The organism is Rhodoplanes azumiensis (assembly GCF_042682915.1).
GTDB classification, from domain to species: Bacteria; Pseudomonadota; Alphaproteobacteria; order Rhizobiales; family Xanthobacteraceae; genus Rhodoplanes; species Rhodoplanes azumiensis.
The window spans coordinates 25182-49349 of record NZ_JBHUIW010000026.1; the positions used below are offsets into that span (position 1 = coordinate 25182).

At 70.7% G+C, this 24168-nt stretch carries 22 protein-coding genes and 1 pseudogene; 22 read left to right on the forward strand and 1 reads right to left on the reverse strand.

Annotated features, from left to right (window positions below; translation table 11 throughout):
• Window positions 1-321: 321 nt before the first annotated feature.
• A pseudogene (locus tag ACFSOX_RS19195) lies at window positions 322-1644 on the forward strand (malonyl-CoA decarboxylase); the annotation flags it as partial.
• Window positions 1645-1958: 314 nt separating this feature from the next.
• Here ACFSOX_RS19195 and ACFSOX_RS19200 read toward each other — a convergent pair.
• Window positions 1959-3770 carry a GGDEF domain-containing protein gene (locus ACFSOX_RS19200; protein ID WP_378479432.1) on the reverse strand — a complete coding sequence of 604 codons (1812 nt, stop codon included), beginning with the start codon at window positions 3768-3770 and terminating at the stop codon, window positions 1959-1961.
• Window positions 3771-3972: 202 nt separating this feature from the next.
• Here ACFSOX_RS19200 and ruvC point away from each other — a divergent pair, with 202 nt between their 5' ends.
• The 21 genes from ruvC (at window position 3973) to ACFSOX_RS19305 (ending at window position 24100) form a co-directional block, all read left to right on the forward strand.
• Complete coding sequence (gene ruvC / locus ACFSOX_RS19205; RefSeq protein WP_378479433.1) at window positions 3973-4494, forward strand: crossover junction endodeoxyribonuclease RuvC; 522 nt, start codon at window positions 3973-3975, stop codon at window positions 4492-4494.
• A gap of 142 nt (window positions 4495-4636) precedes the next feature.
• Window positions 4637-5254 (forward strand): Holliday junction branch migration protein RuvA, encoded by a 618-nt coding sequence (ruvA, locus tag ACFSOX_RS19210; protein WP_378479434.1) that lies wholly within the window; start codon window positions 4637-4639, stop codon window positions 5252-5254.
• Window positions 5251-5694 carry a cytidine deaminase gene (locus ACFSOX_RS19215; RefSeq protein WP_378479435.1) on the forward strand — a complete coding sequence of 148 codons (444 nt, stop codon included), beginning with the start codon at window positions 5251-5253 and terminating at the stop codon, window positions 5692-5694. Before ruvA ends, ACFSOX_RS19215 begins: the two co-directional genes overlap by 4 nt.
• A 301-nt stretch (window positions 5695-5995) precedes the next feature.
• Window positions 5996-7045 carry a Holliday junction branch migration DNA helicase RuvB gene (ruvB, locus tag ACFSOX_RS19220; RefSeq protein ID WP_378479436.1) on the forward strand — a complete coding sequence of 350 codons (1050 nt, stop codon included), beginning with the start codon at window positions 5996-5998 and terminating at the stop codon, window positions 7043-7045.
• Complete coding sequence (locus tag ACFSOX_RS19225) at window positions 7045-7266, forward strand: type II toxin-antitoxin system HicB family antitoxin (protein ID WP_378479437.1); 222 nt, start codon at window positions 7045-7047, stop codon at window positions 7264-7266. Before ruvB ends, ACFSOX_RS19225 begins: the two co-directional genes overlap by 1 nt.
• A 140-nt stretch (window positions 7267-7406) precedes the next feature.
• Window positions 7407-8276: a DUF6869 domain-containing protein gene (locus ACFSOX_RS19230; RefSeq protein WP_378479438.1), complete on the forward strand. Its 870-nt coding sequence runs from the start codon at window positions 7407-7409 to the stop codon at window positions 8274-8276.
• 100 nt (window positions 8277-8376) lie between these two features.
• Entirely contained in the window at window positions 8377-8841 is a 465-nt protein-coding gene (ybgC, locus tag ACFSOX_RS19235) for a tol-pal system-associated acyl-CoA thioesterase (protein ID WP_378479439.1), read from the forward strand.
• A 79-nt stretch (window positions 8842-8920) separates the two neighbouring features.
• Window positions 8921-9592 (forward strand): TetR/AcrR family transcriptional regulator, encoded by a 672-nt coding sequence (locus ACFSOX_RS19240; RefSeq protein ID WP_378479440.1) that lies wholly within the window; start codon window positions 8921-8923, stop codon window positions 9590-9592.
• A gap of 512 nt (window positions 9593-10104) precedes the next feature.
• Window positions 10105-10521: a DUF2852 domain-containing protein gene (locus tag ACFSOX_RS19245; RefSeq protein WP_378479441.1), complete on the forward strand. Its 417-nt coding sequence runs from the start codon at window positions 10105-10107 to the stop codon at window positions 10519-10521.
• Between the two features lie 489 nt (window positions 10522-11010).
• Window positions 11011-11703, forward strand: a complete 693-nt coding sequence (gene tolQ / locus ACFSOX_RS19250) for a protein TolQ (RefSeq protein ID WP_111359639.1) — start codon at window positions 11011-11013, stop codon at window positions 11701-11703.
• Between the two features lie 132 nt (window positions 11704-11835).
• Window positions 11836-12282 (forward strand): protein TolR, encoded by a 447-nt coding sequence (gene tolR, locus ACFSOX_RS19255; RefSeq protein ID WP_378479442.1) that lies wholly within the window; start codon window positions 11836-11838, stop codon window positions 12280-12282.
• Window positions 12283-12286: 4 nt separating this feature from the next.
• Window positions 12287-13258: a hypothetical protein gene (locus ACFSOX_RS19260; RefSeq protein WP_378479443.1), complete on the forward strand. Its 972-nt coding sequence runs from the start codon at window positions 12287-12289 to the stop codon at window positions 13256-13258.
• Between the two features lie 117 nt (window positions 13259-13375).
• Window positions 13376-14710, forward strand: coding sequence for a Tol-Pal system beta propeller repeat protein TolB (tolB, locus tag ACFSOX_RS19265; protein ID WP_378479444.1), 1335 nt, complete (start codon window positions 13376-13378; stop codon window positions 14708-14710).
• 463 nt (window positions 14711-15173) lie between these two features.
• Window positions 15174-15668, forward strand: coding sequence for a peptidoglycan-associated lipoprotein Pal (gene pal / locus ACFSOX_RS19270; protein WP_378479445.1), 495 nt, complete (start codon window positions 15174-15176; stop codon window positions 15666-15668).
• 189 nt (window positions 15669-15857) lie between these two features.
• Window positions 15858-16925 (forward strand): tol-pal system protein YbgF, encoded by a 1068-nt coding sequence (gene ybgF / locus ACFSOX_RS19275; RefSeq protein WP_378479446.1) that lies wholly within the window; start codon window positions 15858-15860, stop codon window positions 16923-16925.
• The gene (gene tilS, locus ACFSOX_RS19280; protein WP_378479447.1) at window positions 16909-18144 is read left to right on the forward strand and encodes a tRNA lysidine(34) synthetase TilS; all 1236 of its coding nucleotides are present in this window, start codon (window positions 16909-16911) and stop codon (window positions 18142-18144) included. The genes ybgF and tilS overlap by 17 nt, the downstream gene beginning before the upstream one ends.
• Before the next feature lie 175 nt (window positions 18145-18319).
• Window positions 18320-20245 carry an ATP-dependent zinc metalloprotease FtsH gene (gene ftsH, locus ACFSOX_RS19285; protein ID WP_378479448.1) on the forward strand — a complete coding sequence of 642 codons (1926 nt, stop codon included), beginning with the start codon at window positions 18320-18322 and terminating at the stop codon, window positions 20243-20245.
• 144 nt (window positions 20246-20389) lie between these two features.
• Entirely contained in the window at window positions 20390-21196 is an 807-nt protein-coding gene (locus ACFSOX_RS19290; protein ID WP_378479449.1) for an AzlC family ABC transporter permease, read from the forward strand.
• Complete coding sequence (locus ACFSOX_RS19295; RefSeq protein ID WP_378479450.1) at window positions 21180-21539, forward strand: AzlD family protein; 360 nt, start codon at window positions 21180-21182, stop codon at window positions 21537-21539. Before ACFSOX_RS19290 ends, ACFSOX_RS19295 begins: the two co-directional genes overlap by 17 nt.
• Window positions 21540-21726: 187 nt before the next feature.
• Window positions 21727-22755: a DUF4424 domain-containing protein gene (locus ACFSOX_RS19300; protein WP_378479451.1), complete on the forward strand. Its 1029-nt coding sequence runs from the start codon at window positions 21727-21729 to the stop codon at window positions 22753-22755.
• Between the two features lie 142 nt (window positions 22756-22897).
• Window positions 22898-24100 carry a low temperature requirement protein A gene (locus ACFSOX_RS19305; RefSeq protein WP_378479452.1) on the forward strand — a complete coding sequence of 401 codons (1203 nt, stop codon included), beginning with the start codon at window positions 22898-22900 and terminating at the stop codon, window positions 24098-24100.
• Window positions 24101-24168 lie beyond the last annotated feature (68 nt).

The window sequence follows — 24168 nt, forward strand, 5'->3', positions numbered from 1 at the left end:
GGGATCCAGGGCGACCGGGCGAAGCGCTCGCGCCGACGCTGTCCGAACGCCCCTGGGGTCCGGCTCCGCGGCCCGACCGGCCTTGTCCGGGACACGCCGCACCGATCGCGCGACCCGGATCGAGCGGCGGCCGTCGCTCGGATCATGTCCTCTCCGTGACGGTTCCGCGCTGCTGCGTAAAGCTGTCGTGCCGCGGCGCGGGGTGATCCCGGCGGCCGTTCTTGCTATGCTCCCGCTCGGACACCAGCCCCCGGTCGTCCACCTCCGGTCGTCCGGGGATGTCGCGGGTCGAAGCCCCCCGCGGCCAACAGGACGAGGCAGATGAACACGTCGTTCTTCGGCGAGCTGTTGCAGACGATCAGCGAGCGCGGCCGCGGGCTGCTCGACCGCCGGCGCGAGCCGCCCGGCCAGGTCCATTCGGAGAGCCTCGCGGACCTGTGCGAGCAGCTGCTCACCGGCCGCGGCGAGGCCTCCGGCACGGCGCTGGCGCGAGAAATCCTGCAACGCTACGAGGAGCTGAAGACCGGGCCGCGAATCGCCTTCTTCGAGGCGCTGGCGACCCGCTTCGGCCCCGATCGCAAGCGGCTCGACAAGGCCATGGAGGCGTTCCGGGCCGACCCGAGCGACGTCGCCGCGCATGTCCTGCACATTGCCGCCGAGCCGCGCCGGCAGGAGCTGTTCCGCCGGCTCAACCTCGCCCCGCACGGGACCGCCGCGCTGGTGCGCATGCGCGAGCATCTGCTCGCCGCGATGACCCGCCGTCCCGATCTGGAGCCGATCGACGCCGACTTCCGCCACCTGTTCGCCTCGTGGTTCAACCGCGGATTCCTCGTGCTCCGCCGCATCGACTGGTCGACGCCCGCGGTCGTGCTGGAGCGGATCATCCGCTACGAGGCCGTGCACGAGATCCGCGACTGGAACGATCTGCGTGCCCGCATCGATCCGCCCGACCGGCGCTGCTACGCCTTCTTCCACCCGGCCCTCGTCGACGACCCGCTGATCTTCGTCGAGGTGGCGCTCACCCGCGAGATCCCCGGCGCCATCGGGCCGATCCTCGCCACCGAGCGCGAACCGATCGACCCGGAGCGGGCGACCACGGCGGTGTTCTACTCGATCTCCAACTGCCAGCGCGGGCTGGCCAGCGTCTCCTTCGGCAGCTTCCTGATCAAGCAGGTGGTCGCCGACATCTCGCGTGACTTCCCGCGGCTCACCACCTTCGTGACGCTGTCGCCGGCGCCGAACTTCGCCGCCTGGCTCAAGCGCGAGCGCACCGCCGAGGCGTCGCTCTTGAGCGAGGCCGACCGCGTCACGCTCGCCCGTCTCGACGAGGACGGCTGGTGGGAGAACAAGGCGACGCTGGAGGAGCTGCGCGACCCGATGATGCGGGCCGCCGCCAACTACTACATCAACGGCCGCGACCGAAAGGGCCGCCCGGTCGACTCGGTCGCCCGCTTCCATCTCGGCAACGGCGCGCGGCTGGAGCGGCTCGACTGGCCGGCCGATCTCTCGACCCGCGGCCGCGCCCAGTCCTACGGCCTGATGGTCAACTATCTCTACGATCTCGGCGACATCGAGCAGAACCACGAGGCCTATGCCGAGAGCCGCACCGTGATCGCGGCGAACGCCGTGAAGAAGCTCGCCAAGGCGCCGCGCGCGCTCGTCCCGACCAAGCTGATCGGCGGCGACAAGAAGGCCGACGCCGCGAAGGCGGACAAGACGGCCGGCGCCAAGCTCGACGCCAAGGCCGTCGATCCGAAGGCGCTGCCGAAGCCGGCGAACGACGGCGCGGCCGCGCCGTCGGACGTTCCCGCTGACGCACCCGCCGAGGCCGCGGCCGCCGCACCGCCGGCCGCGGTGGGCAAGACCGGCAAGACGGTCGAGACACCGACGACGGCGTGAGGCCGACGACGGCGTGAGGCCGACGCGATTTATGCGGAGGCGGAGCGCGCAGCCTCGCCTCACGCCGCGAAAACGCACCACGCCATGGCGGCCGAATCGCGCTTGGCCTGCGACTTCGCCTGCGCCATCACGGCGTGGATCTGGTCGAGGTCGCCGGTCACGATGCCGGACGGCAGCTCCAGCACGGCGACGCTGCAGCGGAGCAGGTCGAAGCGCCGGCTGCGGCCGTCGCGGTCGCGACCGGTGATGAAACCGAGACGCTGGTCCTCCGCGCCGTAGAGCTTGCGCGCCTCGCGCCGGAACGCGTCGAGCAGCTCCGTCAGCGAGGCGCGCAGCTGCGCCGGATCGCGATCGCGAAACCCGGCGAAGAAGTCGTCGCCGCCGACATGGCCCAGCAGCGTGCCGGGCCCGCCGAGCAGCCGGCGCATCAGGGTGGCGAACAGCGAGATCGCGCGGTCGCCGTGCGGGAAGCCGTAGCGGTCGTTGAACGGCTTGAAGTCGTCGAAATCGAAATAGCAGAAGTGCCGCCGCACGTCGCCGTCGAGCGCCGCGACGGCGACGAAGTCGGTGATCGAGAGGTTGCCGGGCAGCTCGGTGAGCGGGTTCTGATCCTGGGCCTGCTGGATCTTCTTGTCGTTGATGACCGTCAGGAGCGCCGCCGTGGACAGGACGCCGATGTATTTCAGATTCTCGGTGACGATCACGCCGTCGCTGCCGTGGGCGTTGGCGAACACCTCGAGGATCTGCTCGGCGTCGGTGGCGATGTCGACGATCGGGCAGGCGGTGACGAAGGACGAGATGCGGCGGTGATACGCCGGATTGGTGAGGAGATCGCGGCCGAACGGCAGGTAGATGTACTGCTTGAGGTCGCGCTCGTGGATGATGCCGCGCGGCTCGCCCGCGTCGTCGACCACCGGGAAGAAGGTCTCGCGCGGCGACTTGCGGAACAATTCGAAAACAGCCGACAGCTCGGCGTCGATCGTGACCGAGGGCAGCGCCGCCATCTGGTTGCGGATCAGCAGCTCGTCGGTCTTGCGGTCGCGCCGGTGCTTGGCCCGCGCCGTCACGACATGCGGATAGTTCGACAGGATTTCCGTGATCTCGCACGTCGGCCGGGCGACGAACCAGCCCTGGACGAGGTCACAGCCGGTCTCGCGGCAGGCGATGTACTCGGCCTCGGTCTCCACCCCTTCGGCGATCACCCGGATGCCGAGCACATGGGCCAGGTTGGCGACGGTCGTCACCAGGAGGCGCTTGCGCTGGCTCTGCGCCATGCCGCGGATGAAGTGGCCGTCGATCTTGATGTAGTCGATGCCGTGGTCGCAGAGCAGCTTGAGCTCGGAGACGCCGAGCCCGAAGTCGTCGATGGCGAGCCGGCCCCCCATGGTGCGCAGCGTGCCGACCACGGCCCCGAAGGTCGGCTCGGCGTCGTTGTCGAACCGCTCGGACAGCTCGAAGCACAGGGTCGAGGCCGGGATCCGCTTTCTTTCCAGCACTTTCGCGACGGCGCCCAGGATCTGGTGACCGGCCACGAGCGCGCGGCCGTCGAGGTTGATGAACAGCTTCTTGCCGGCCGCGTCGGGCAGGCTCGCGAACTTGGCGATGGCGCGGGCGTGCAGCATCTGCTCGAGCGGCACCAGCACGTCGGCCTCGGCCGCGAGATCCAGGAGCGCGATCGGCGTGTCGAGACCGAGGCGGTCGACCCCGCGCATGAGGGCCTCGTAGCCGTAGACGTAGCCGGTGTTGATCTCGACGATCGGCTGCAACGCGTAGTCCACCACCAGCTTGGCGAGCGGGACGATCTGATCGCGGCCGAGACGCGGCAGCGCCGGGACGGTGGTCGCAGACAGCGCCGAAACGGGAATGGTCATGGCAGGTATCCTCGCGAGCCGGCCGGTTCGGTCGGCGGCTGCGGCGGGAGACTAGCCCGCGAGCCTTTTCGACACATGACGGTTCCACGACGACTTCCCGCGTGGTTGACGAAGGGTTTACGCCATGTTCTCGGCGGTTGCCGGGGCTTCGACGGAACCGGATCGGTCGATTCCGACGCACCCTGGTGTAAGACTGGCGACCATGCGCGCAGCGATTCGGATCCTCGGCATCGATCCCGGCCTCCGCCGTACCGGCTGGGGCGTGATCGACGTCGAGGGCAACCGGCTCGCCTACGTCGCCTGCGGCTCGGTGGCGAGCGACGAGCGCGACGCCATGGGGGCGCGGCTGGTGGCGATTCACGACGGGCTCGCCCGGGTGATCGGCGACTTTTCCCCGGCCGAGGCGGCCGTCGAGGCGACCTTCGTGAACAAGGACGCCTCCGCGACGCTGAAGCTCGGCCAGGCGCGTGGCGTCGCCCTGCTGGTGCCGGCGCTCGCCGGGCTCGCCGTCGCCGAATACGCCCCCAACCTGGTGAAGAAGACCATCGTCGGCGCCGGCCACGCCGAGAAGGACCAGATCCGCATGATGATCGGCATGCTGCTGCCCAAGGCGACGCCGCAGACCCACGACGCCGCCGATGCGCTCGCCATCGCGGTCTGCCACGCCCACCACCGCACCAGCGCGGTCGCCCGGGCGGCTCTGGCGAAGGCCGCCGGGGGATGAGGGCAGGTCTGCCGAAAGCGCTTCGACGGGCGACCGCTTCGCGTTTCGACGAGCGGCAGCCCCGCCCTGCTCCCTCCCCCACAAGGGGGGAGGGAACCCCGACAACAGGCACCGTTCCCGTGGTGCTGTCGGACCGAGTCCCATGATCGGCAAGCTCAAGGGCGTCGTCGATTCCTACGGCGAGGACTTCGTCATCCTCGACGTGCACGGCGTCGGCTACGTGGTGCACTGCTCGTCCCGCACCCTGCAGGCGCTGCCGGCCGAGGGCGAGGCGGCGACGCTGGCGATCGAGACGCATGTCCGCGAGGACCAGATCCGGCTGTTCGGCTTCCTCTCCGACGTCGAGCGGGAGTGGTTCCGGCTCCTCCAGACCGTGCAGGGGGTCGGCACCAAGGTGGCGCTCGCCGTGCTCTCGACGCTGCCGCCGGCCGAGCTCGCCTCGGCGGTCGCGATGCGCGACAAGGCCATGGTGGCACGCGCCCCCGGCGTCGGTCCGAAGGTCGCCGAGCGCATCTGCACCGAGCTGAAGGACAAGGCGCCGGCCTATGCGTCGGTCGATCCGACGGTGGCCAAGCTGTCCGGCGCGCTCGCCGACAAGCGGGCGCCGCAGCCGGTCGCCGACGCCGTCTCGGCGCTGGTCAATCTGGGCTACGGCCAGCCGCAGGCCGCCGCCGCCGTCGCGGCCGCCGTGCGGGCGGCGGGCGAGGACGCCGACACGGCCAAGCTGATCCGCTTCGGGCTGAAGGAGCTCGCGACATGATGGACGCCCGCGCGACCGAGCTCACGGTCGCCGACCGCACCCTGATCGCGGCCGCCGCCGACGCGATCAAGCGACGCTACCGCAACGACTGGCAGGAGGTCGGCGCGGCGCTGCGCAGCCGCTCGGGCCAGGTCATCACCGGTGTCAATCTCGATGCGTATCTGGGCCGCATGGCCGTGTGCGCCGAGGCGGTGGCGCTCGGCAAGCTCGTCACCGACCACGGCGAGACCGGCATCGACACCATCGTGGCGGTGCGCCACCCGCGCCCGCACGAGCCCGACCAGACGATCCGGGTCGTCTCGCCCTGCGGCAGCTGCCGCGAACTGATCTGCGACTACGACCCCGACGCCCGCGTCATCATCATGGGCGAGACCGGCCCCGTCGTGGTGCCGATCGGCGTGCTGCTGCCCAACAAGTACAATCGCGGAGCGGGGCTGTGACGGTGCACCGGCGTCGCGAGTCGATTTGGGGCGAGGGAGCCGCCCCGGGGCACAGCCTGCTCCCTCCCCCCTTGTGGGGGAGGGGTGGGGAGGGGGGTAGGCCCCGGGCTCGGAATTCGCGGCTCACCCCCCTCCCTGTCCCTCCCCCACAGGGGGGGAGGGAACGCGAGAGGCGACGCGGCGTGACGGGTGAGGGGGCGCCTCGGGGATACGGAGGCGCCCCCTCACCCGGACGTCGCGCCTTCGGTGCGCCCCCCGACCTCTCCCCGCGCGCGGGGAGAGGTGAGCCCGAGATCCGCTGATGGCCCCTCCCCCTCGCCGGCTGGTCACCGCCGAGCGCCGCGACGAGGACGCGGCCGAGACCTCGCTGCGCCCCCAAAAGCTCGACGACTTCGTCGGCCAGGCGCAGGCGCGCAAAAATCTCGGTGTGTTCATCGAGGCGGCGCGCGGGCGAAAAGAGGCGCTCGACCACGTGCTGTTCGTCGGGCCGCCGGGGCTCGGCAAGACGACCCTCGCCCAGATCGTCGCCCGCGAGCTCGGCGTCGGCTTCCGCTCGACCTCCGGCCCGGTGATCGCCAAGGCCGGCGACCTCGCCGCCCTCCTCACCAATCTGGAGGAGCGCGACGTCCTGTTCATCGACGAGATCCATCGGCTCAACCCGGCCGTCGAGGAAATCCTCTACCCGGCCATGGAGGATTTTCAGCTCGACCTGATCATCGGCGAAGGCCCGGCGGCCCGCTCGGTGAAGATCGACATCGCCAAGTTCACCCTGGTCGGCGCGACGACGCGGGCGGGCCTCCTCACCAACCCGCTGCGCGACCGCTTCGGCATCCCGATCCGGCTCAACTTCTACACCGAGGCCGAGCTCGAGCTGATCGTGTCGCGCGGCGCCCGCCTGCTCGGCGTGCCGATGACCCGGGAGGGGGCGAACGAGATCGCCCGGCGCGCCCGCGGCACCCCGCGCATCGCCGGCCGGCTGCTGCGCCGGGTGCGCGACTTCGCCGAGTACGAGAAGGCGGCCGCCGTCGACCGGCCGGTCGCCGACCGGGCCTTGCAGGCCCTCGAGGTCGACGCCTCCGGGCTCGACGCGATGGACCGGCGTTATCTCTCGGTCATCGCGCTCAATTACGGCGGCGGGCCGGTCGGCATCGAGACCATCGCGGCGGCCCTGTCCGAGCCGCGCGACGCGCTCGAGGAGATCATCGAGCCCTACCTGATCCAGTGCGGCTTCATCCAGCGCACCCCGCGCGGACGCCTCCTCACCGGCCACGCCTTCCGCCATCTCGGCCTCGCCGAGCCGAGCCGCGACCCCGGCCAGTTCGGCCTTTTTTCGGAGCCGGAGGATCCGTGATGACTCTCGAATACGCGGTTCGGATCGAACGGCTCGCCGAGACGGACGGCGGTGGCTATGTCGCGACCGTCCCCGACCTTCCGGGCTGCATGTCGGACGGCGAGACACCCGAGGAGGCGCTCCGGAACGTCCAGGAGGCGATCGCCTCGTGGATCGAGGCGGCGAGGGCGTGGAACACAGAAATTCCCCGTCCATCCCCGCCCCTGGCCCGCGCCGGGTAGGAGCGACCTCGGCATATCACACTGAAATATATCAAAATATCAATCACCTTTGGGAATCCTCGAACCTCTTCGACGGCCGCTGCGACCAAATCCCTGACGGAAGGACGCCCGCAAGAGCGGCTGACCACAGGGGGTGGGGCATGAGCTTCATCGACGACGCCAAGCACTGGGCCACCATGCCGGTGCCCGGAAGCGCCCGCAGCGCCGCACAGGACGCCCTCTACGAGGCGATGCCGATCGCGGATCTCGCGGCGCTGTGGTGCCGGCTGCAGGGGCTCGGCCTCAAGGACCAGACCGAGGAGTCCTGGGGCGCCACGCTCTATTTCGACCATCTCCCACACGACGCACCCGACCGCGCCCTCGACATGGCGCTGGCCGTGCTCGCCTCCGATGCCGAGACGCGGGTCAAGATGATGCTCGGCGAGAAGTTCATGGCCTCGCTGGTCTACAATCATGCCGCCCGGCTGATCGACCGCATCGAGGCGGAGGCGGCCGGCAACGAGCGCCTGCGCTGGCTGCTCGGCGGCGTCCATTGGTGGGCGCCGAGCCGCGACCTCAAGGCCCGCCTCGCCCGCCTCGCCGACGAGGCCGCCTGGCGGGCCGACGAGGGCCTTCGCGACACGCCGGCCCTGCGCGTCGACTACGCGACCCTGTCGCTCGATGCGCTCGCCCGCGCCTGGGTGGAGGAGCACGGCAAGCCCGAGAAGGATCGCGACGCCAACTGGCACGCCCTCGCCGACTACGAGCGCACGCTGCTCGACCGCGACCCGGACCGGGCGCTCGACCTGGTGCTCGCCGTGCTGGAGATCGAGACCGACCCGAACCTCCTCTCGCTGCTCGCCGCCGGCCTTCTGGAAGACCTCATCGGCCCGGAGACCATCGCCCGGGTCGAGCGCGAGGCGAAGGCGAACCCGCGCTTCCGGTCGCTGCTCGGCGGCGTCTGGTACCATAACGAGGCCGAGGATCTGCGCGCCCGGCTCGACGCCATCGTCAACGACGCGCGGGCGTAGGCTCCCCGCGGCAGCGCGCCGGACGTTGTCCGGCCCGCCGCGAGCGTCTAAACCGCCCGCGACGGCCGCCTGACCGGGCGGCGCCGGACGGACGATTTTCATGAGCCATATCCCGACGGCGGGCCTCGACGGCGAGATCCGCGACGGCCGGCACCGTCTCGCGGTGCGGGTCTATTACGAGGACACCGATTTCTCGGGCGTCGTCTATTACGCCAACTACCTGAAGTTCCTGGAGCGTGGCCGCACCAACTATCTGCGCCTCCTCGGCGCCGACCAGCGCGCCTTGTTCGAGGAGACCGAGCGCGAGGCACCCGGCTTCGCCTTCGTGGTGCGGTCGCTGGCGATCGACTACCTGAAACCCGCCCGCATGGACGACATCGTGGTCGTCACCACGGTGCCGTCCGAGGTGCGCGGCGCCTCGATCACGCTGCGCCAAACCGTGACCCGCGACGACACCGTGCTGGTCGAGGCGACCGTGAAGGTCGCCTTCGTGTCCGGCGGCCGCGCCCGCCCGATCCCGAAAGCCCTGCGCATCGCCATGAAGGCCGACCAGGAGCGCGCGTAGCGACCGACCGGACGCGCGGCCGCGCTCGACGGCCCCGGCCCCCTCATGTAAAGACGCTTCACATGAGCGGGTCGCAGGCATGAGCTGGTCCAAATCCGGTCGCGACGGGTCCGAGCGCGACGGCGCTTCCGGCGACGCGCCGCGCGGCTATCACCACGGCAACCTGAAGGAGGCGCTGATCCGCGCCGCCCTCGAGCTGATCGCCCAGAAGGGGCCGGCCGGCTTCACGTTCGCCGAGGCCGCACGCTGGGCGGGCGTCAGCCCGGCGGCGCCCTACCGGCATTTTCGCGACCGCGACGAGCTGATGGCCGACGTCGCCCGGCGCGGCTTCGAGGCCTTCGAGCAGGCACTCGCGCGCGCTTGGGATGCAGGTCGGCCGACCCCCTCGGCCGCCCTCGACCGGCTCGGCAAGGCCTATCTCGGCTTCGCCCGCAGCGAGCCGGCCTATTACGCGGCGATGTTCGAGGCCGGCGTGCGGCCGGACGCGACGCCGGAGCTGCGCGCCGCCGGCGATCGCGCCTTCGGGGTGCTGCGCGCCGCCTGCGAGGCATTGGCCGCGACCCTTCCCGGCCCGGCACGGCCGCCGTCGCTCATGATGGCCCTGCACATCTGGTCGATGGCGCACGGCATCGCGGCCCTGTTCGGCCGCGGCGACGCCGCCCGCCGACCGGTGCCGATGTCGCCCGAGGATCTCCTGGAGGCCGGCGTGCTGGTCTACCTGCAGGGTCTCGGCCTTCGCCCGCCGGGCTGAGGCAACGCCGCGTGTCCCGGACGCGGCGCGGCGCGGCACGAGCCGGAATCCCGCATGGCCGATCGGAGCGCATCCCGTGTCGCCTCCGGGCCCGCGTCCATCCCTCACGACGTCGGCCTTCTGCCGGACCATCGGTGTCGGACGCCTCCGCCCGTGGCGATGAAAACGTTTTCACCGAACGTCGACCTGCCGGCCGACGACCCGGTCGCGTCAGGCGCGAGCGCGCCCGGTTCACCGGTCTTTGATGGCCGACCGCCGCCTCACCGCCGTCGCCGGCTTGTAACCTTTCGACCCGGGGCCACGTCTATGGACGGTGTCGCGACCGGGGGCCGACCGAGGGGCGGCCCGGCCCTCCATACGACATACGGCCGGTGCAACCGGTGCGGCCGGTGCGGCCGGTGCGACCGAATATCCGGCGCTGTCCCGCGTCCTCCGCTTGACAAACCCCGGCCGCCTTCGTATCTATGTAAATGTAATTAACATTCACCACGAGGATCCCTGCGAGGCCCGCCATGCCCTTGGTTGCGAAACTGGACGAGCTCGGTACCGGTGCCTGGATGGCCCTGACCATCCTCGGCTTCGTGTTCTGGTGGCCGATGGGCCTGGCGCTTCTCGCCTTCACCTTCTGGAGCGGACGCATGAGTTGCTGGAACGGGCGCGGGATGTCCCGCTGGCAGGCCAAGATGGAGCGGATGCGCGATCGCATGGATCGCGGCAGCGGCGACTGGTTCGGCGCGCCGGGCAGCGGCAACCGCGCCTTCGACGACTATCGCGCCGAGACGCTCCGCCGGCTGGAGGAGGAGCAGCGCGAGTTCAAGGACTTCCTCGAGCGCCTGCGGATGGCCAAGGACAAGGCCGAGTTCGACCAGTTCATGGCCGAGCGCCGTGGCCGCTCCTCGGCCGACGTGCATCAGCCGCAGCAGGGCTGACGCCCGCCGGATCGATCGCCCGCCCGGCGCCGGGCCGGGCTTCCGACGAGGCCGTCGTCTCTCCGAGACGGCGGCCGTTTCGTCATGCGCGACGAGCGGTCGCGTCGACCTCCGATCCCGGGAAGCCGGGCGTCGTCATCGTGCAGTCGTCACACGGGCGGCGCGGCGCCACCGCAAGCATTCGTGCGTAACGGCACGCCGCGCCGGCGCAGTGCGGACCGCGACAATCTCTAGAACTTGCCCAAACTTCGCTCCGTTTACCGAGCATTAACCGCCACGGCGCCGTACTGGCCGGCGGGACGGCGGGGCGGTGCCCTTATTTGGTCACGTTTCGCCTGGACTCGGTCGGCCGGGAATGGGGACGGCTCGCATCCATGCCCGTAGGGGACGCGGCGGCAGGAGCGCGACGCTTTCTGCCGGCGCGCTCTTTTTGCGACCGCCCGGCGGTGCCGCCCTGGGCGCGGCGCCGGAGAGCCTTGGAAACGAACGATGCCTGAAGCTGCCGGCGTAGCCGCCGATCTCTCCATCTTCGGCCTGTTCTGGCAGGCCCATTGGGTCGTCAAGCTGGTGATGACCGGCCTCCTCGCCTGTTCCGTGTGGGTGTGGGCGATCGCCATCGAGAAGTTCGTGCTGCTGCAGAAGACCCGCACGGCGATGAACAAGTTCGAGCAGGCGTTCTGGTCCGGCCAGTCGCTGGAGGAGCTCTACCGCTCGCTCGCGCAGCGCCCGAACCATTCCATGGCCGCCCTGTTCGTCGCCGCGATGCGCGAGTGGAAGCGCAGCTTCGAAGGATCGAGCCGGTCCTTCGCGGGCCTGCAGATGCGCATCGAGAAGGTGATGGACGTCACCATCGCACGCGAGGTCGAGCGGCTGGAGAAGCGGCTCCTGGTGCTGGCGACGGTCGGCTCGGCGAGCCCCTTCGTCGGCCTGTTCGGCACCGTCTGGGGCATCATGAACTCGTTCCAGTCGATCGCCGCGTCCAAGAACACGTCGCTCGCCGTGGTGGCGCCGGGCATCGCCGAGGCGCTGTTCGCGACCGCGATCGGCCTCGTCGCCGCCATACCGGCGACCATTTTCTACAATAAGTTCTCCTCCGAGGTGAACAAGCAGGCCTCCCGGCTGGAGGGTTTCGCCGACGAGTTCTCCGCGATCCTGTCGCGGCAGATCGACGAGCGGGCCTGACGACCGGGCCCGGCAGGACTTCAGGCGCCGCCCCGGACGATCCCGTCCGACGCGACAAGGCGCTGACACAACGGTGGTTTCTGGCGGCCCGGCGGGGACCGGGGCGACCTCAGGCACGGGGACGGTTCGGGAATGGGGATGATGATGGCGGGGGGCGGCGGACGGAAGCGCCGCGGGCACCGCAACGCCGTGATGGCCGACATCAACGTCACGCCCATGGTGGACGTGATGCTGGTGCTGCTCATCATCTTCATGGTCTCGGCTCCGCTCCTGACCGTCGGCGTGCCGATCGACCTGCCGCAGAGCCAGGCCAAGAGCCTCGACCAGGACAAGGAGCCGCTCACCGTCTCGGTCGACACCCAGGGCAAGGTCTTCCTGCAGAACAGCGAGATTCCGATCGAGGAGCTGGTCGCCAAGCTGACCGCCGTCACCTCGGCGCGCGGCGGCATGGAAGAGCGCGTCTATGTGCGCGGCGACAAGAAGGTCGACTACGGCACCGTCATGAAGGTGATGGGGCGGCTCTCGGCGGCGGGCTTCAAGCGCGTGGCGCTGGTCACCGAGGTCGAGCAGGGGTCGTGACGGGTTGCGCAAGGCGCTGACCATATCGGCGATCGGCCATGCGGTGCTCCTGCTGTGGGGCATGATCACCTTCGTGGTGAAGCCGCTGGAGGCCAACACGGCCGAGTCGCTGCCGATCGACGTGATCTCGGACGCCGAGTTCTCGCAGATCACGGCCGGCATGAAGACCGCCAAGAAGGCCGACACGCCGAAGCCGCTGGTCGAGAAGCTCGGCGAGCAGAAGCCGGTCGAGGAGCTCACCAAGGTCGACAAGAAGCCGCCGATCCAGACCGCCTCGGCCGAGCCGATGCCGATCCCGCCGGAGCCCAAGAAGCCCGAGACCAAGCCGCAGCAGGCCAAGGCCGAGCCGGCCCCGCCGAAGCCCGAGCCCGAGAAGGCGAAGCCGACCGAGGCGCCGCAGCCCGACCCGATCGCCGAGGCGATGAAGAAGGCCGAGGAGCAGAAGAAGGTCGAGGAGCAGAAGAAGAAGGCCGAAGAGCAGAAGAAGAAGCTCGAGGAGCAGAAGAGGAAGGCGGAGGAGCAGAAGCGCAAGGAGCAGCAGCAGCGCGATGCCTTCGATCCCTCGAAGATCGCCGCCCTGCTCGACAAGCAGGCGCCGCGCCGCGAGGCGGCGACCGGCGACACGCTCAACCAGACCGCGTCGCTCGGGCTGGCCAGCGGCCGCGCCGCGACTCTGTCGCAGAGCGAGATCGACGCGCTGCGCGCCCAGATCCAGGCCTGCTGGAACCCGCCGGCCGGCGCCATCGACGGCAAGGAGCTGATCGTCCAGGTGCGGCTGCGGCTGCGCCAGGACGGCTCGCTGCAGGCCGACCCGACCCTGATGAACCGCGGCAGCCACCCGTTCTTCCAGGTCGCGGCCGAGAGCGCGCTGCGCGCCATTCGGCGCTGCCAGCCCTACCGCCTCCCCGTCGCCAAGTACGATGTGTGGAAGGATGTTGAAGTCACGTTCGATCCCCGCGATATGTTCCGGGGCTGACGGCGCTCCCGCCGCCGCGCGATTTCGCCGTTTCCTTGCCGTGATCCGGTCCTAGAGCCGTCCCCGGCTTCGCCCACGGCCGCCAGACGCCCGTGGGGCGCAAAAGGATGAATCCCGATGCTCGAGCGTTTTTCTCGACGCCGCCTGCTGGTCGCGTCCGCCGCCGCGGCGGGCGCCGGGGCGCTGTACGGCCTGACCGCCTCCGACGCCGTCGCCCAGCTGCGCATCGACGTCACCCAGGGCAATGTCCAGCCGGTGCCGATCGCCATTCCGGACTTCGTCGGCGGCAGCCCGGGCGACGTCGAGGCGGCCCGCGGCATCAGCCAGATCGTCACCGCCAATCTGCGCCGCTCCGGCCTGTTCGCCCCGATCGACCCGGCCGCCTATATCGAGCGCATCACGACGATCGACGTGCAGCCGAAGTTCCCGGACTGGCGCGCCATCAACGCCCAGGCGCTGGTGACCGGCCGGCTGACCCGCCAGCCGGACGGAAGGCTCAAGGCCGAGTTCCGGCTGTGGGACGTCTACGGCGGCACCCAGATGACCGGGCAGCAGTACTTCACCTCGCCCGACAACCTGCGCCGCATCGCCCACATCATCTCGGACGCCATCTACGAGCGCCTGACCGGCGAGAAGGGCTATTTCGACACCCGCATCGTCTTCGTCGACGAGACCGGGCCGAAGGAGCGCCGCATCAAGCGGCTCGCCTTGATGGACCAGGACGGCGCCAATGTCCGCTATCTGTCGCGCGGCGACGACCTCGTTCTCACCCCGCGCTTCTCGCCGACGACCCAGGAGATCACCTACATGTCGTTCGGCCAGGGCGACCCGCGGGTCTTCCTGCTGAACGTCGAGACCGGCCAGCGCGAGATCGTCGGCAACTTCCCCGGAATGACCTTCTCGCCGCGCTTCTCGCCGGACGGCCAGCGCGTCATCATGAGCCTCAACCAGGGCGGCAACTCCAACCTGTTCGTGATGGATCTGCGCTCCAAGGCGACGACGCGGCTCACCGACGCGCCGGCGATCGACACGGCGCCGTGCTACTCGCCGGACGGGACGCGCATCTGCTTCGAGTCGGATCGCGGCGGCCGCCAGCAGATCTACGTGATGGCGGCGACCGGCGGCGGCGCCCAGCGCATCAGCTTCGGCGACGGCGCCTACTCGACCCCGGTCTGGTCGCCGCGCGGCGACTTCATCGCCTTCACCAAGCAGGGCGGCGGCCGCTTCGGCATCGGCATCATGAAGCCGGACGGCTCCGGCGAGCGCCTGCTGACCGACGGCTACCACAACGAGGGGCCGACCTTCGCGCCCAACGGCCGCGTGGTGATGTTCTTCCGTGATCCCGGCTCGGGCCCGGCCCTCTACACGGTCGACATCACGGGCCGCAACGAGCAGCGCGTCCGCACCCCGAGCTTCGCCTCCGACCCGGCCTGGTCGCCGCTGCTGAGCTGACGCACGCGCCGCCCCGTCTTCACGCCGCTGGCTCGGCGCCCTTCACCTCTCCCCGCACGCGGCCCCTGAACCTCTCCCCGCGCGCGGGGAGAGGTCGGACTTCGCGCGCTCGCGCGCGAAGTCCGGGTGAGGGGGCGCCGCCGCGAGGCCGAGCGCCCACCGGAACGCCCCCTCATCCGACTCGCCGCTGACGCGACGAGCCACCTTCTCCCCGCGCGCGGGGAGAAGGACACGGCGGCCAGCCGAACCCCCTCCGCTGCCCCGTCTCGCCACGCTGCCGCCGCGTTCACGACGCATTAACCATTCCAAACGGTTTCCGCCGATTCCGGAACTCCAGGGGGCCGCGGCAACGCCGCGTCAAGGTTGACGGAACCTTCGCTTAACGAAGGCGGGGCTAGACCAGGAGGCACGTCTCACGCCGGGGTGCCGCCCGGCGCCGAGCAGGTCTATGAGGAGTAACGGCATGCCGAAGCTTTCACGTCTGCGGACAGGGGCCCGGATCGCGGCTGCGCTCGCGGGGGTTCTCCTGATCGCGGCATGCGCCAACAAGCCGAACGACCCGAACGCGGCCGGCCTCGGCGGCGCCGCCGTGCCCGGGAGCCAACAGGATTTCGTCGTCAACGTGGGCGACCGCGTCTTCTTCGAGAGCGACCAGACGGACCTCACCGCGCAGGCCCGCCAGACGCTCGATCGCCAGGCGCAGTGGCTGCAGACCTACAGCCAGTACGCCTTCACGATCGAGGGCCACGCCGACGAGCGCGGCACCCGCGAGTACAACATCGCGCTCGGCGCGCGGCGCGCCCAGTCGGTGCGCGACTATCTGATCTCGCGCGGCATCTCGGCCCAGCGGATGCGCACCATCTCCTACGGCAAGGAGCGCCCGGTCGCGGTCTGCAACGATATCTCGTGCTGGTCGCAGAACCGCCGCGCCGTCACGGTGCTCAACGCCAGCTCGTGAGCGATCGCTCTCGCCGAGGGTCGCGGGCCGCCGTGACACTGGTCATGGCCGGGCTTGTCCCGGTCATCCCGGTTTTCGGGGCGACACGGCGCCGGCCCGCACCGTAACCGCCCCCGTCCGGGTCACAGATTCGACGCAGCCCGGTGTATGGTGGGCGTCGTTTCCTTCGAACGAGTCCGGGTGAGCCTGATGAGCCGCGTGTCCTCTGCCCTGATGGCCGGAGCGGCCGTGCTCGGCGTCGCCGTCGCGGCGGGGCCGGCGGTCGCGCAGATGTCGGAGTCGGACCTGATCGTCCGGCTCAACCAGCTCGAGAGCCAGATGCGCCGGATGACCGGCGACCTCGAGCAGGCGCAGTTCCGCAACCAGCAGCTCGAGCAGCAGCTCAAGCGCATGCAGGAAGATTACGAGTTCCGCTTCCAGGAGCTCGGCCGTGGCGGCGGACGGGCGGCGCCGGCGGGCACCGCGGCGGCCGGCCGGCGCGCCGAGGCGCCCGCGCCGGGCCAGCAGGCCTATGCGCCGCCCGCCGGCGCGACCGAGCTGCCGCCGCCGGCCGCCGCGCCGCAGCCCTATGGCGGCTCGCCCGCTTATGCCTCCGCCGACACCGGCGCGACCGCCGCGGCGCCGGCCCCGACCGGCCGCGGCCGGCGCCGCGACGCCTTCGACCCGACCCAGCGGCCGGATGCGCCGGGCGCGCCGCGGGTGCTCGGGCAGCCGGGCGCGCCGCTCGACCTCGGCAGCATGGCGGCCGCCGCCAGCGCCGACCCGTCGCTCGCCCGCGGCGCGGCCGCCGGCGCCGGGGGAGCACTGCCGGCCCCACCGCCCCGCAACCCGAACGCGACCGGCGCCCAGATGGCGACCCTGCCGCCCGGCGGCGGACCGAAGGACGAGTACGACCTCGGCTACGGCTACGTGCTGCGCAAGGACTACCCGCTCGCCGAGCAGACCTTCCGGGACTTTCTGCGGAAATATCCCGGCGACCGGCTGGCGCTCGACGCCCAGTACTGGCTCGGCGAGAGCCTTTTCCTGCAGAAGAATTTCCGCGAGGCCGCCGACGCCTTCCTGGTGCTGACCCAGAAGGCCGGCAACCACCCGAAGGGCGCCGACGCCTTCCTGCGGCTCGGCCAGTCGCTCGCCGCCCTGAACCAGAAGGACATGGCCTGTGCGAGCTTCGCCCAGGTCGGCGCCCGCTACCCACGCGCCTCGGTCAACCTCAAGCAGACGGTCGAGCGCGAACAGAAGCGTGTCCGCTGCCTGTGAGCCACCGGACCCTGCCGGCGACCTCGGCGCCGACCTCGGCCCCGACCTCGGCCCCGACCTCGGCCCCGTCGACGCGGCGCCGATCGGCGACGCCGAGGCCGCCGCGCTGTTCGCCGATCTCGCGCCTCTCCCGGCCCTGATCCTCGCCGTCTCGGGTGGCCCCGACTCCGTCGCGCTGCTGTGGCTCGCCGCCCGTTGGCGGGCCGCGCTGGCCGACGGGCCGCGCCTCGTCGCCGTGACGGTCGACCACGGCTTGCGGCCCGCCGCCGCCGCCGAGGCCGCCGCGGTCGGCGCGCTCGCCGAAACGCTCGGCGTCGTGCACCTCGTGCTGCGCTGGACCGGCGACAAGCCGACGGCCGGCCTGCAGGAAGCGGCCCGCGCGGCGCGCTATCGCCTGCTCGCCGCGGCGGCCCGCGAGGCCGGCGCCGGCCACATCCTCACCGCCCACACCCGCGACGACCAGGCCGAGACGGTGCTGTTCCGCCTCGCCCGCGGCAGTGGATTGTCGGGACTCGCCGGTATGGCGCGGGTGGCGCCGGTGCCGTGTGCCTCTTCACCTCTCCCCGCGTGCGGGGAGAGGGCCAAGGCGCTCCTCCTCCGCCCCTTCCTCGACATCCCGAAGACCCGGCTGGTGGCGACGCTGCGCGCGGCCGGCATTGCGTTCGCCGACGACCCGTCGAATCGTGATCCACGATTCACTCGTTCGCGGCTGCGCCGCCTCGCGCCGGCTCTGGCCGCCGAGGGGCTGTCGCCGGCGCGCCTCGCTCGTTTCGCCGCGCGCATGCGCCGGGCCGACGCGGCGCTGGAGGAGGCGACCGACCGGCTCGCGGCCACCCTCGGCATCGCCCCGGAGGTCGCGTCCCCCCCCCTCGGCACGGCCCTTCGGGTGGACGCCATCGCCTGGGCCAAGGCCCCGGAAGAGCTGCGAATTCGCCTGCTCGGCCGGCTCGTCGCGGCGGCCGCGACCGAGGGGCCGGTGGAGCTCGGGAAGCTGGAGATCGTGGCGACGGCGCTCGCCGCGGCGCTGGCCGGCTCCGCCACGACGGCGGAGAGCGGCACGCCGGTGGCGCCCGATGCGCGGTTTCGCCGCACGCTCGCCGGTGCCATGGTGACGGTGTCGAACGGCCGACTCACCATCGCTCCCGCCCCGGCCCGCCGGGACAGGCGAAACGCCGCGGGCGGCCCCGGAACGCCGGGGACTAGGCCTGCGCAAACGTGAAGAAATCCCGTTCACCACGGGATCCGCCACGTCGTCGCATCCGGGCCTGTGTGCTTGTGGGGCGGGGACGAGGCTCTTACATTGGCGTCATGCCCCGACCTACCGGTGCGTGCGGCCTGGAATTCGCCTGCCAACCGCCCACGGTCACATGAGCCACGGGGCACGAGGACGCCTGATGAACGCAAATCTGCGGAACTTTGCCCTCTGGGTGATCATCGTCCTGCTGCTGCTCGCCTTGTTCACCCTGTTCCAGAATCCCGCGCAGCGTTCGGTGTCGCAGGACATCGCCTTCTCGCAACTGTTGAACGAGGTCGACCAGGGGCGGGTGCGGGACGTCGTCATCCAGGGGCCCGAGATCCACGGCACCTTCACGGACGGTCGCAACTTCAACACCTATGCGCCGAACGACCCGACCCTGATCGACAAGCTCTACAAGAAGGGCGTGTCCATCACGGCGCGGCCGCAGCAGGAGAACGTGCCCTGGTTCGTCTCGCTGCTGGTCTCCTGGCTGCCCTTCATCGCCCTGATCGGCGTGTGGATCTTCCTGTCCCGGCAGATGCAGGGGGCGGGCGGCAAGGCGCTCGGCTTCGGCAAGTCGCGGGCGAAGCTCCTGACCGAGGCGCACGGCCGGGTGACGTTCGAGGACGTCGCCGGCGTCGACGAGGCCAAGCAGGATCTGCAGGAGATCGTCGAGTTCCTGCGTGACCCGGGCAAGTTCCAGCGGCTCGGCGGGCGCATCCCGCGCGGCGTGCTGCTGGTCGGTCCGCCCGGCACCGGCAAGACGCTGATCGCGCGCGCCGTCGCCGGCGAGGCCAACGTGCCGTTCTTCACCATCTCGGGCTCCGACTTCGTCGAGATGTTCGTCGGCGTCGGCGCGTCGCGCGTGCGCGACATGTTCGAGCAGGCCAAGAAGAACGCGCCCTGCATCATCTTCATCGACGAGATCGACGCGGTCGGCCGCCATCGCGGCGCCGGCCTCGGCGGCGGCAACGACGAGCGCGAGCAGACCCTGAACCAGCTGCTCGTCGAGATGGACGGCTTCGAGGCGAACGAGGGCATCATCCTGATCGCCGCGACCAACCGTCCCGACGTGCTCGACCCGGCGCTGCTGCGTCCCGGCCGCTTCGACCGCCAGGTCGTGGTGCCGAACCCGGACGTCATCGGGCGCGAGCAGATCCTCAAGGTCCATGTCCGCAAGGTGCCGCTGGCGCCGGACGTGAACCTCAAGACGATCGCCCGCGGCACGCCCGGCTTCTCCGGCGCCGACCTGATGAACCTCGTCAACGAGGCGGCCCTGATGGCGGCCCGGCGCAACAAGCGCATGGTCACCCAGGTCGAGTTCGAGGACGCCAAGGACAAGGTGATGATGGGCGCCGAGCGCAAGTCGCTCGTGATGACGGAGGAGGAGAAGCTCCTCACCGCCTATCACGAAGGCGGCCACGCCATCGTCGCCCTCAACGTCAAGGCGACCGACCCGGTCCACAAGGCGACCATCATCCCGCGCGGCCGGGCACTGGGCATGGTCATGCAGCTGCCCGAGCGCGACAAGCTCTCGATGAGCTTCGAGCAGATGACCTCGCGGCTCGCCATCATGATGGGCGGCCGGGTCGCCGAAGAGATGATCTTCGGCAAGGAGAAGGTCACGTCGGGCGCCCAGTCGGACATCGAGCAGGCCACCCGCCTCGCCCGCATGATGGTGACGCGCTGGGGCTTCTCGCCCGAGCTCGGCGCCGTCGCCTACGGCGAGAACCAGGACGAGGTGTTCCTCGGCATGTCGGTCGCCCGCCAGCAGAACGTCTCCGAGAACACGGCCCAGAAGATCGACGCCGAGGTGCGGCGCCTGGTCGAGGAGGGCCATCAGGAGGCGACCAAGATCCTCACCGAGAAGCGCGACCAGCTCGAGACGCTCGCCAAGGGCCTGATCGAGTTCGAGACGCTGACCGGCGACGAGATCAAGGATCTGCTCAACGGCAAGCGGCCGAACCGCGAGTCGGCGATCGAGCCGTCGGGTCCGCGCGGATCCGCCGTGCCCACCGCCGGCAAGCCGCGGCCGCGGCCCGAAGCCGGCGCCGGCGACATGGAGCCCCAGCCGACCGGCTGATCCGGGCGAGAGCCAACGACGCGAAAACGCCCGCCTGTCGCGGGCGTTTTCTTTTGAGCCGCAGGCACGCGGCGAGGATCGTTCGCAGCGCCTCGAGCCGACCCCCCGGCGCTGCGACGTCCCTCTCCCCGCCTGCGGGGAGAGGTGACGCACTCACCGCTCCTGCTGCTCGGCACTCTTCGTCAGCTCTCCACGTTCGAGCTCCACCCCGACATGACGGCCCGTCCGCCTCCGACCTCCGATGCCCCCGCCGGTCCGGTGCCGGTCACCCGCGCCGGCTTTCTGCACGGCATGCGGCTCGCGCTGCCCGTGATGCCGGGCATGATGGCGATTGCGCTCGCCACCGGCGCCTCGGCGGCGCGTGTCGGGCTCTCCTTCGGCGAGAACCTGGCGATGTGCGTGACCATGTTCGCGTCGGCCTCGCAGCTCGTCGTGCTGGAGCTGTGGCCGAAGGAGTTCTCTCCCGGCACCGTTCTGGGCCTGACACTGATCGCGCTGACCGTGAACGCCCGCATGCTGCTGATCACGGCGACGCTGCGGCCGTGGTTCGGCGCCATGCCGCCGTGGATCTATCCGGTCCTGCATCTGACCTCGGACCCGAGCTGGATCGTCTCGATGCGCTACCGCGCCGAGGGCGGCAACGACGCCGGCGTGTTCTTCGGCGCCAGCGTGCTGCTCGCCTCGTTCTGGCTCGGCTTCACCCAGCTCGGCTTCGCGCTCGGCACCCTGATCGCCGACCCGCGGCGCTGGGGTCTCGACTTCGTGATGCCGGTGTTCTTCGGCGCCATGCTGGTGCCGCTGTGGCGCGGGCGGCGCGCCGCGCTGCCCTGGATGGTCGCCGGCGCCGTCGCGCTCGTCGTCGAGCGGCTCCTCGGCGGCTGGACCTTCATCGTCGCGGGCGCGCTCGCGGGAGCGATCACCGGGGGGCTCGTCGATGACCGGCGCGATTGATCCGGCGACCGCGGGCCTCGCCGCGAGTGGCCTCGCCGACGGCGATCTCGGCGTGTGGATCGCCGTCGCGGCCATGGCGCTCGTCACCTATGCGATGCGGGCCGGCGGCTTCTGGATGATGGGCCGGGTGCCGCTGACGCCGCGCGTGCAGCGCATGCTCGCCGCCCTGCCCGGCTCGATCGTCGCCGCGACGGTGCTGCCCATCGTCGTCAACGGCGGCGCCGTGGCGGCCGCGGCAGTCGGCGCCGGCGTGCTCACCATGTGGATCGCCCGCAACGATTTCCTCGCCGTGATGGTCGGCATGGCGGTGGCCGCCGCGGCCCGCGCGGCCGGGTTGGCGTAGCCGCGGCCTGGACGCGGTCCGGCGACGCGTCGATCCGCTCGTCCCCGCGAAGGCGGGAACCCAAGGGCGACACGACGTGGCGCCCTGGATGCCCGCCTTCGCGGGCAAGAGCGGAGGGGCGGGGGCGCGCCGGCGAGACGTGATAGAACGGCCCGATACGAGCTTCTCGTTTCCGGAGATCACGACGATGCGGACCAAACACGCCGTCACGCTGACGCTGACGCTGGCGCTCGGCCTCGCCGCGGGCGGCGCGCGGGCGAACGACTCCACGGCCGAGCTCGCCACCGGCGGACTCGTGTTCGTGAAGAACGACGCCATTCAGATGCTGGCCGAGGATCTGTTCGTCTCCGCCACCGAGATCAAGGTGCGCTACCGCTTCTTCAACCGCAGCGCCCAGGACGTCACCGTCCACGTCGCCTTCCCGATGCCGGACATCAAGGTCGACGGCCCCGATCAGAACATCGCGGTGCCGACCGAGGATCCGGTCAACCTGCTCGGCTTCTCGACCACGGTGAACGGCGCGCCCGTCCGCACCGATGTCGAGCAGCGCGTCACCGGCGCCGACGGCGTCGATCGCACGGCCCTGCTGCGGCGCCTCGGGGTGCCGCTCGCGCCGCATCTGGAGGCGACCGGCGCGGCGCTCGACCGGCTGCCCAAGGACAAATGGGACGAGCTTTTGAAGCTCGACCTCGCCTATGTGGACGAGTACGACGCCGGCAAGGGCATGGAGCGGCACCTCGCCCCGCGCTGGAGCCTGAAGACGACCTTCTACTGGCAGCAAATCTTTCCGGCCCGCGGCGAGACCGTGATCGAGCATCGCTACACGCCGAGCGTGGGCGCCAGCGTGCAGACCTCGCTCGGCGCGCCGTCGATGGCGCGTGATCCGGAGATCGTCGCGCACATCAAGAGATACTGCATCGAGAACGATCTTCTCGCGACCCTGGAGCGCGCCCGGAAAACGGCGAAGGCGGAGTTCGGCCCGCCCTATTCGGAGCAGCGCATCGACTACGTGCTCTCCACCGGCGCCAACTGGTCCGGCCCGATCCGCGACTTTCGCCTGGTCGTCGACAAGGGCGATCCCGACAGCCTGATCAGCTTCTGCGGCACCGGCGTTCAAAAGATCGGCCCGACCACGTTCGAGATGCGCAAGACCGACTTCACCCCGACGGGCGATCTTTCGGTGCTGATCCTGAAGAAGATCAAGCCGCCGCCGTGAGGCCGCGCCGGCCGCGCCGTGACGACGGGTGCTGGCGGCGGGCCGCTGACGGCGAGGTCGCGGCGTCGCCACCCGTGGTGGCGTTTCGCCGGCGGTGATGCTACCCTTTCGGCGAACCGAAGGGTCGGAAGGTGACCCCCGCATGACTTCTGCACGGCCGCGTGCCGGCGTGCTGCGCATCCGCAGCGGCGACCACGAGCGCGTCACCTATGTCGAGCTGTTCTTCGACCTCGTCTTCGTCTTCGCAGTCACGCAGCTCTCGCATCTGCTGCTCGAGCAGCCGACGCCGCTCGGCGTGCTGCACGTCGCCATGCTGCTCTCGGCCGTTTGGTGGGTGTGGATCGACACCTCCTGGGTGACCAATTGGGTCGATCCGCAGACCGTGCCGGTGCGGATCCTGCTGTTCGCGATGATGCTGGCCGGCCTGGTGCTGGCGACCTCGCTGCCGCTCGCATTCGAGACGCGGGCCCACATCTTCGTCGGCGCCTACCTGGCCATGCAGCTCGGTCGGCCGCTCTTCATGCTGTGGGCGACGCGCCGAGCCAGCCCCGGCAACTTTCTCAACTTCCAACGCATCACCGCCTGGGCGGTGCTCAGCGCTCCGCTGTGGATCGCCGGCGCGATCCTCGACGGGGAGATGCGGCTCGCGGCCTGGGCGGCCGCGCTGGTGCTGGAGTTCTCGGCGCCGGCCACCGGCTTCTGGACACCCGGGCTCGGCCGCTCCGTGTCGGGCGACTGGGACGTCGAAGGCCATCACCTCGCCGAACGTTGCGCCCTGTTCGTGATCATCGCGCTCGGCGAGTCGATCCTGGTCACCGGCGCGACCTTCGGCAAGATGGAGTGGACGGCCCCGACGATCGCGGCCGCGGTCACTGCGTTCGTCGGCAGCGTCGCCATGTGGTGGATCTATTTCAACATGGGGGCCGAGAAAGGCACCGAGCGGATCGCCGAGGCCGACGATCCGGGACGGCTCGCACGCGTCGCCTACACGTATGTGCACCTGCTGCCGGTCGCCGGCATCATCGTCTCGGCGGTCAGCGACGAGCTGGTGCTGGCGCATCCGACCGGCCCGGCCAATGTCGAGACCGTGGCCGCCGTGATCGGCGGCAACGCGCTCTTCCTGCTCGGCAATCTTCTGTTCAAGCGTATCCTGTTCGGCCGCCCGGCGCTGTCCCACATGATCGGGCTCGGCCTGCTCGCACTGCTGGCGCCGGCCGCCGTGCTGATGTCGCCGCTCGCCTTGGCCGCCGCCGGCAACCTGGTGCTGATCGTGGTGGCGGCGTGGGAAACCTGGTCGCTGCGCGACGCGGTCGAAGCCGGGGCCGAGGTGGAGGTGGAGGTCTGACGCGGGCCATCGATCCGGGACCGCGGATGCGGCGACCGGACCAGGCCCGATCGATCGACCGGAACGAA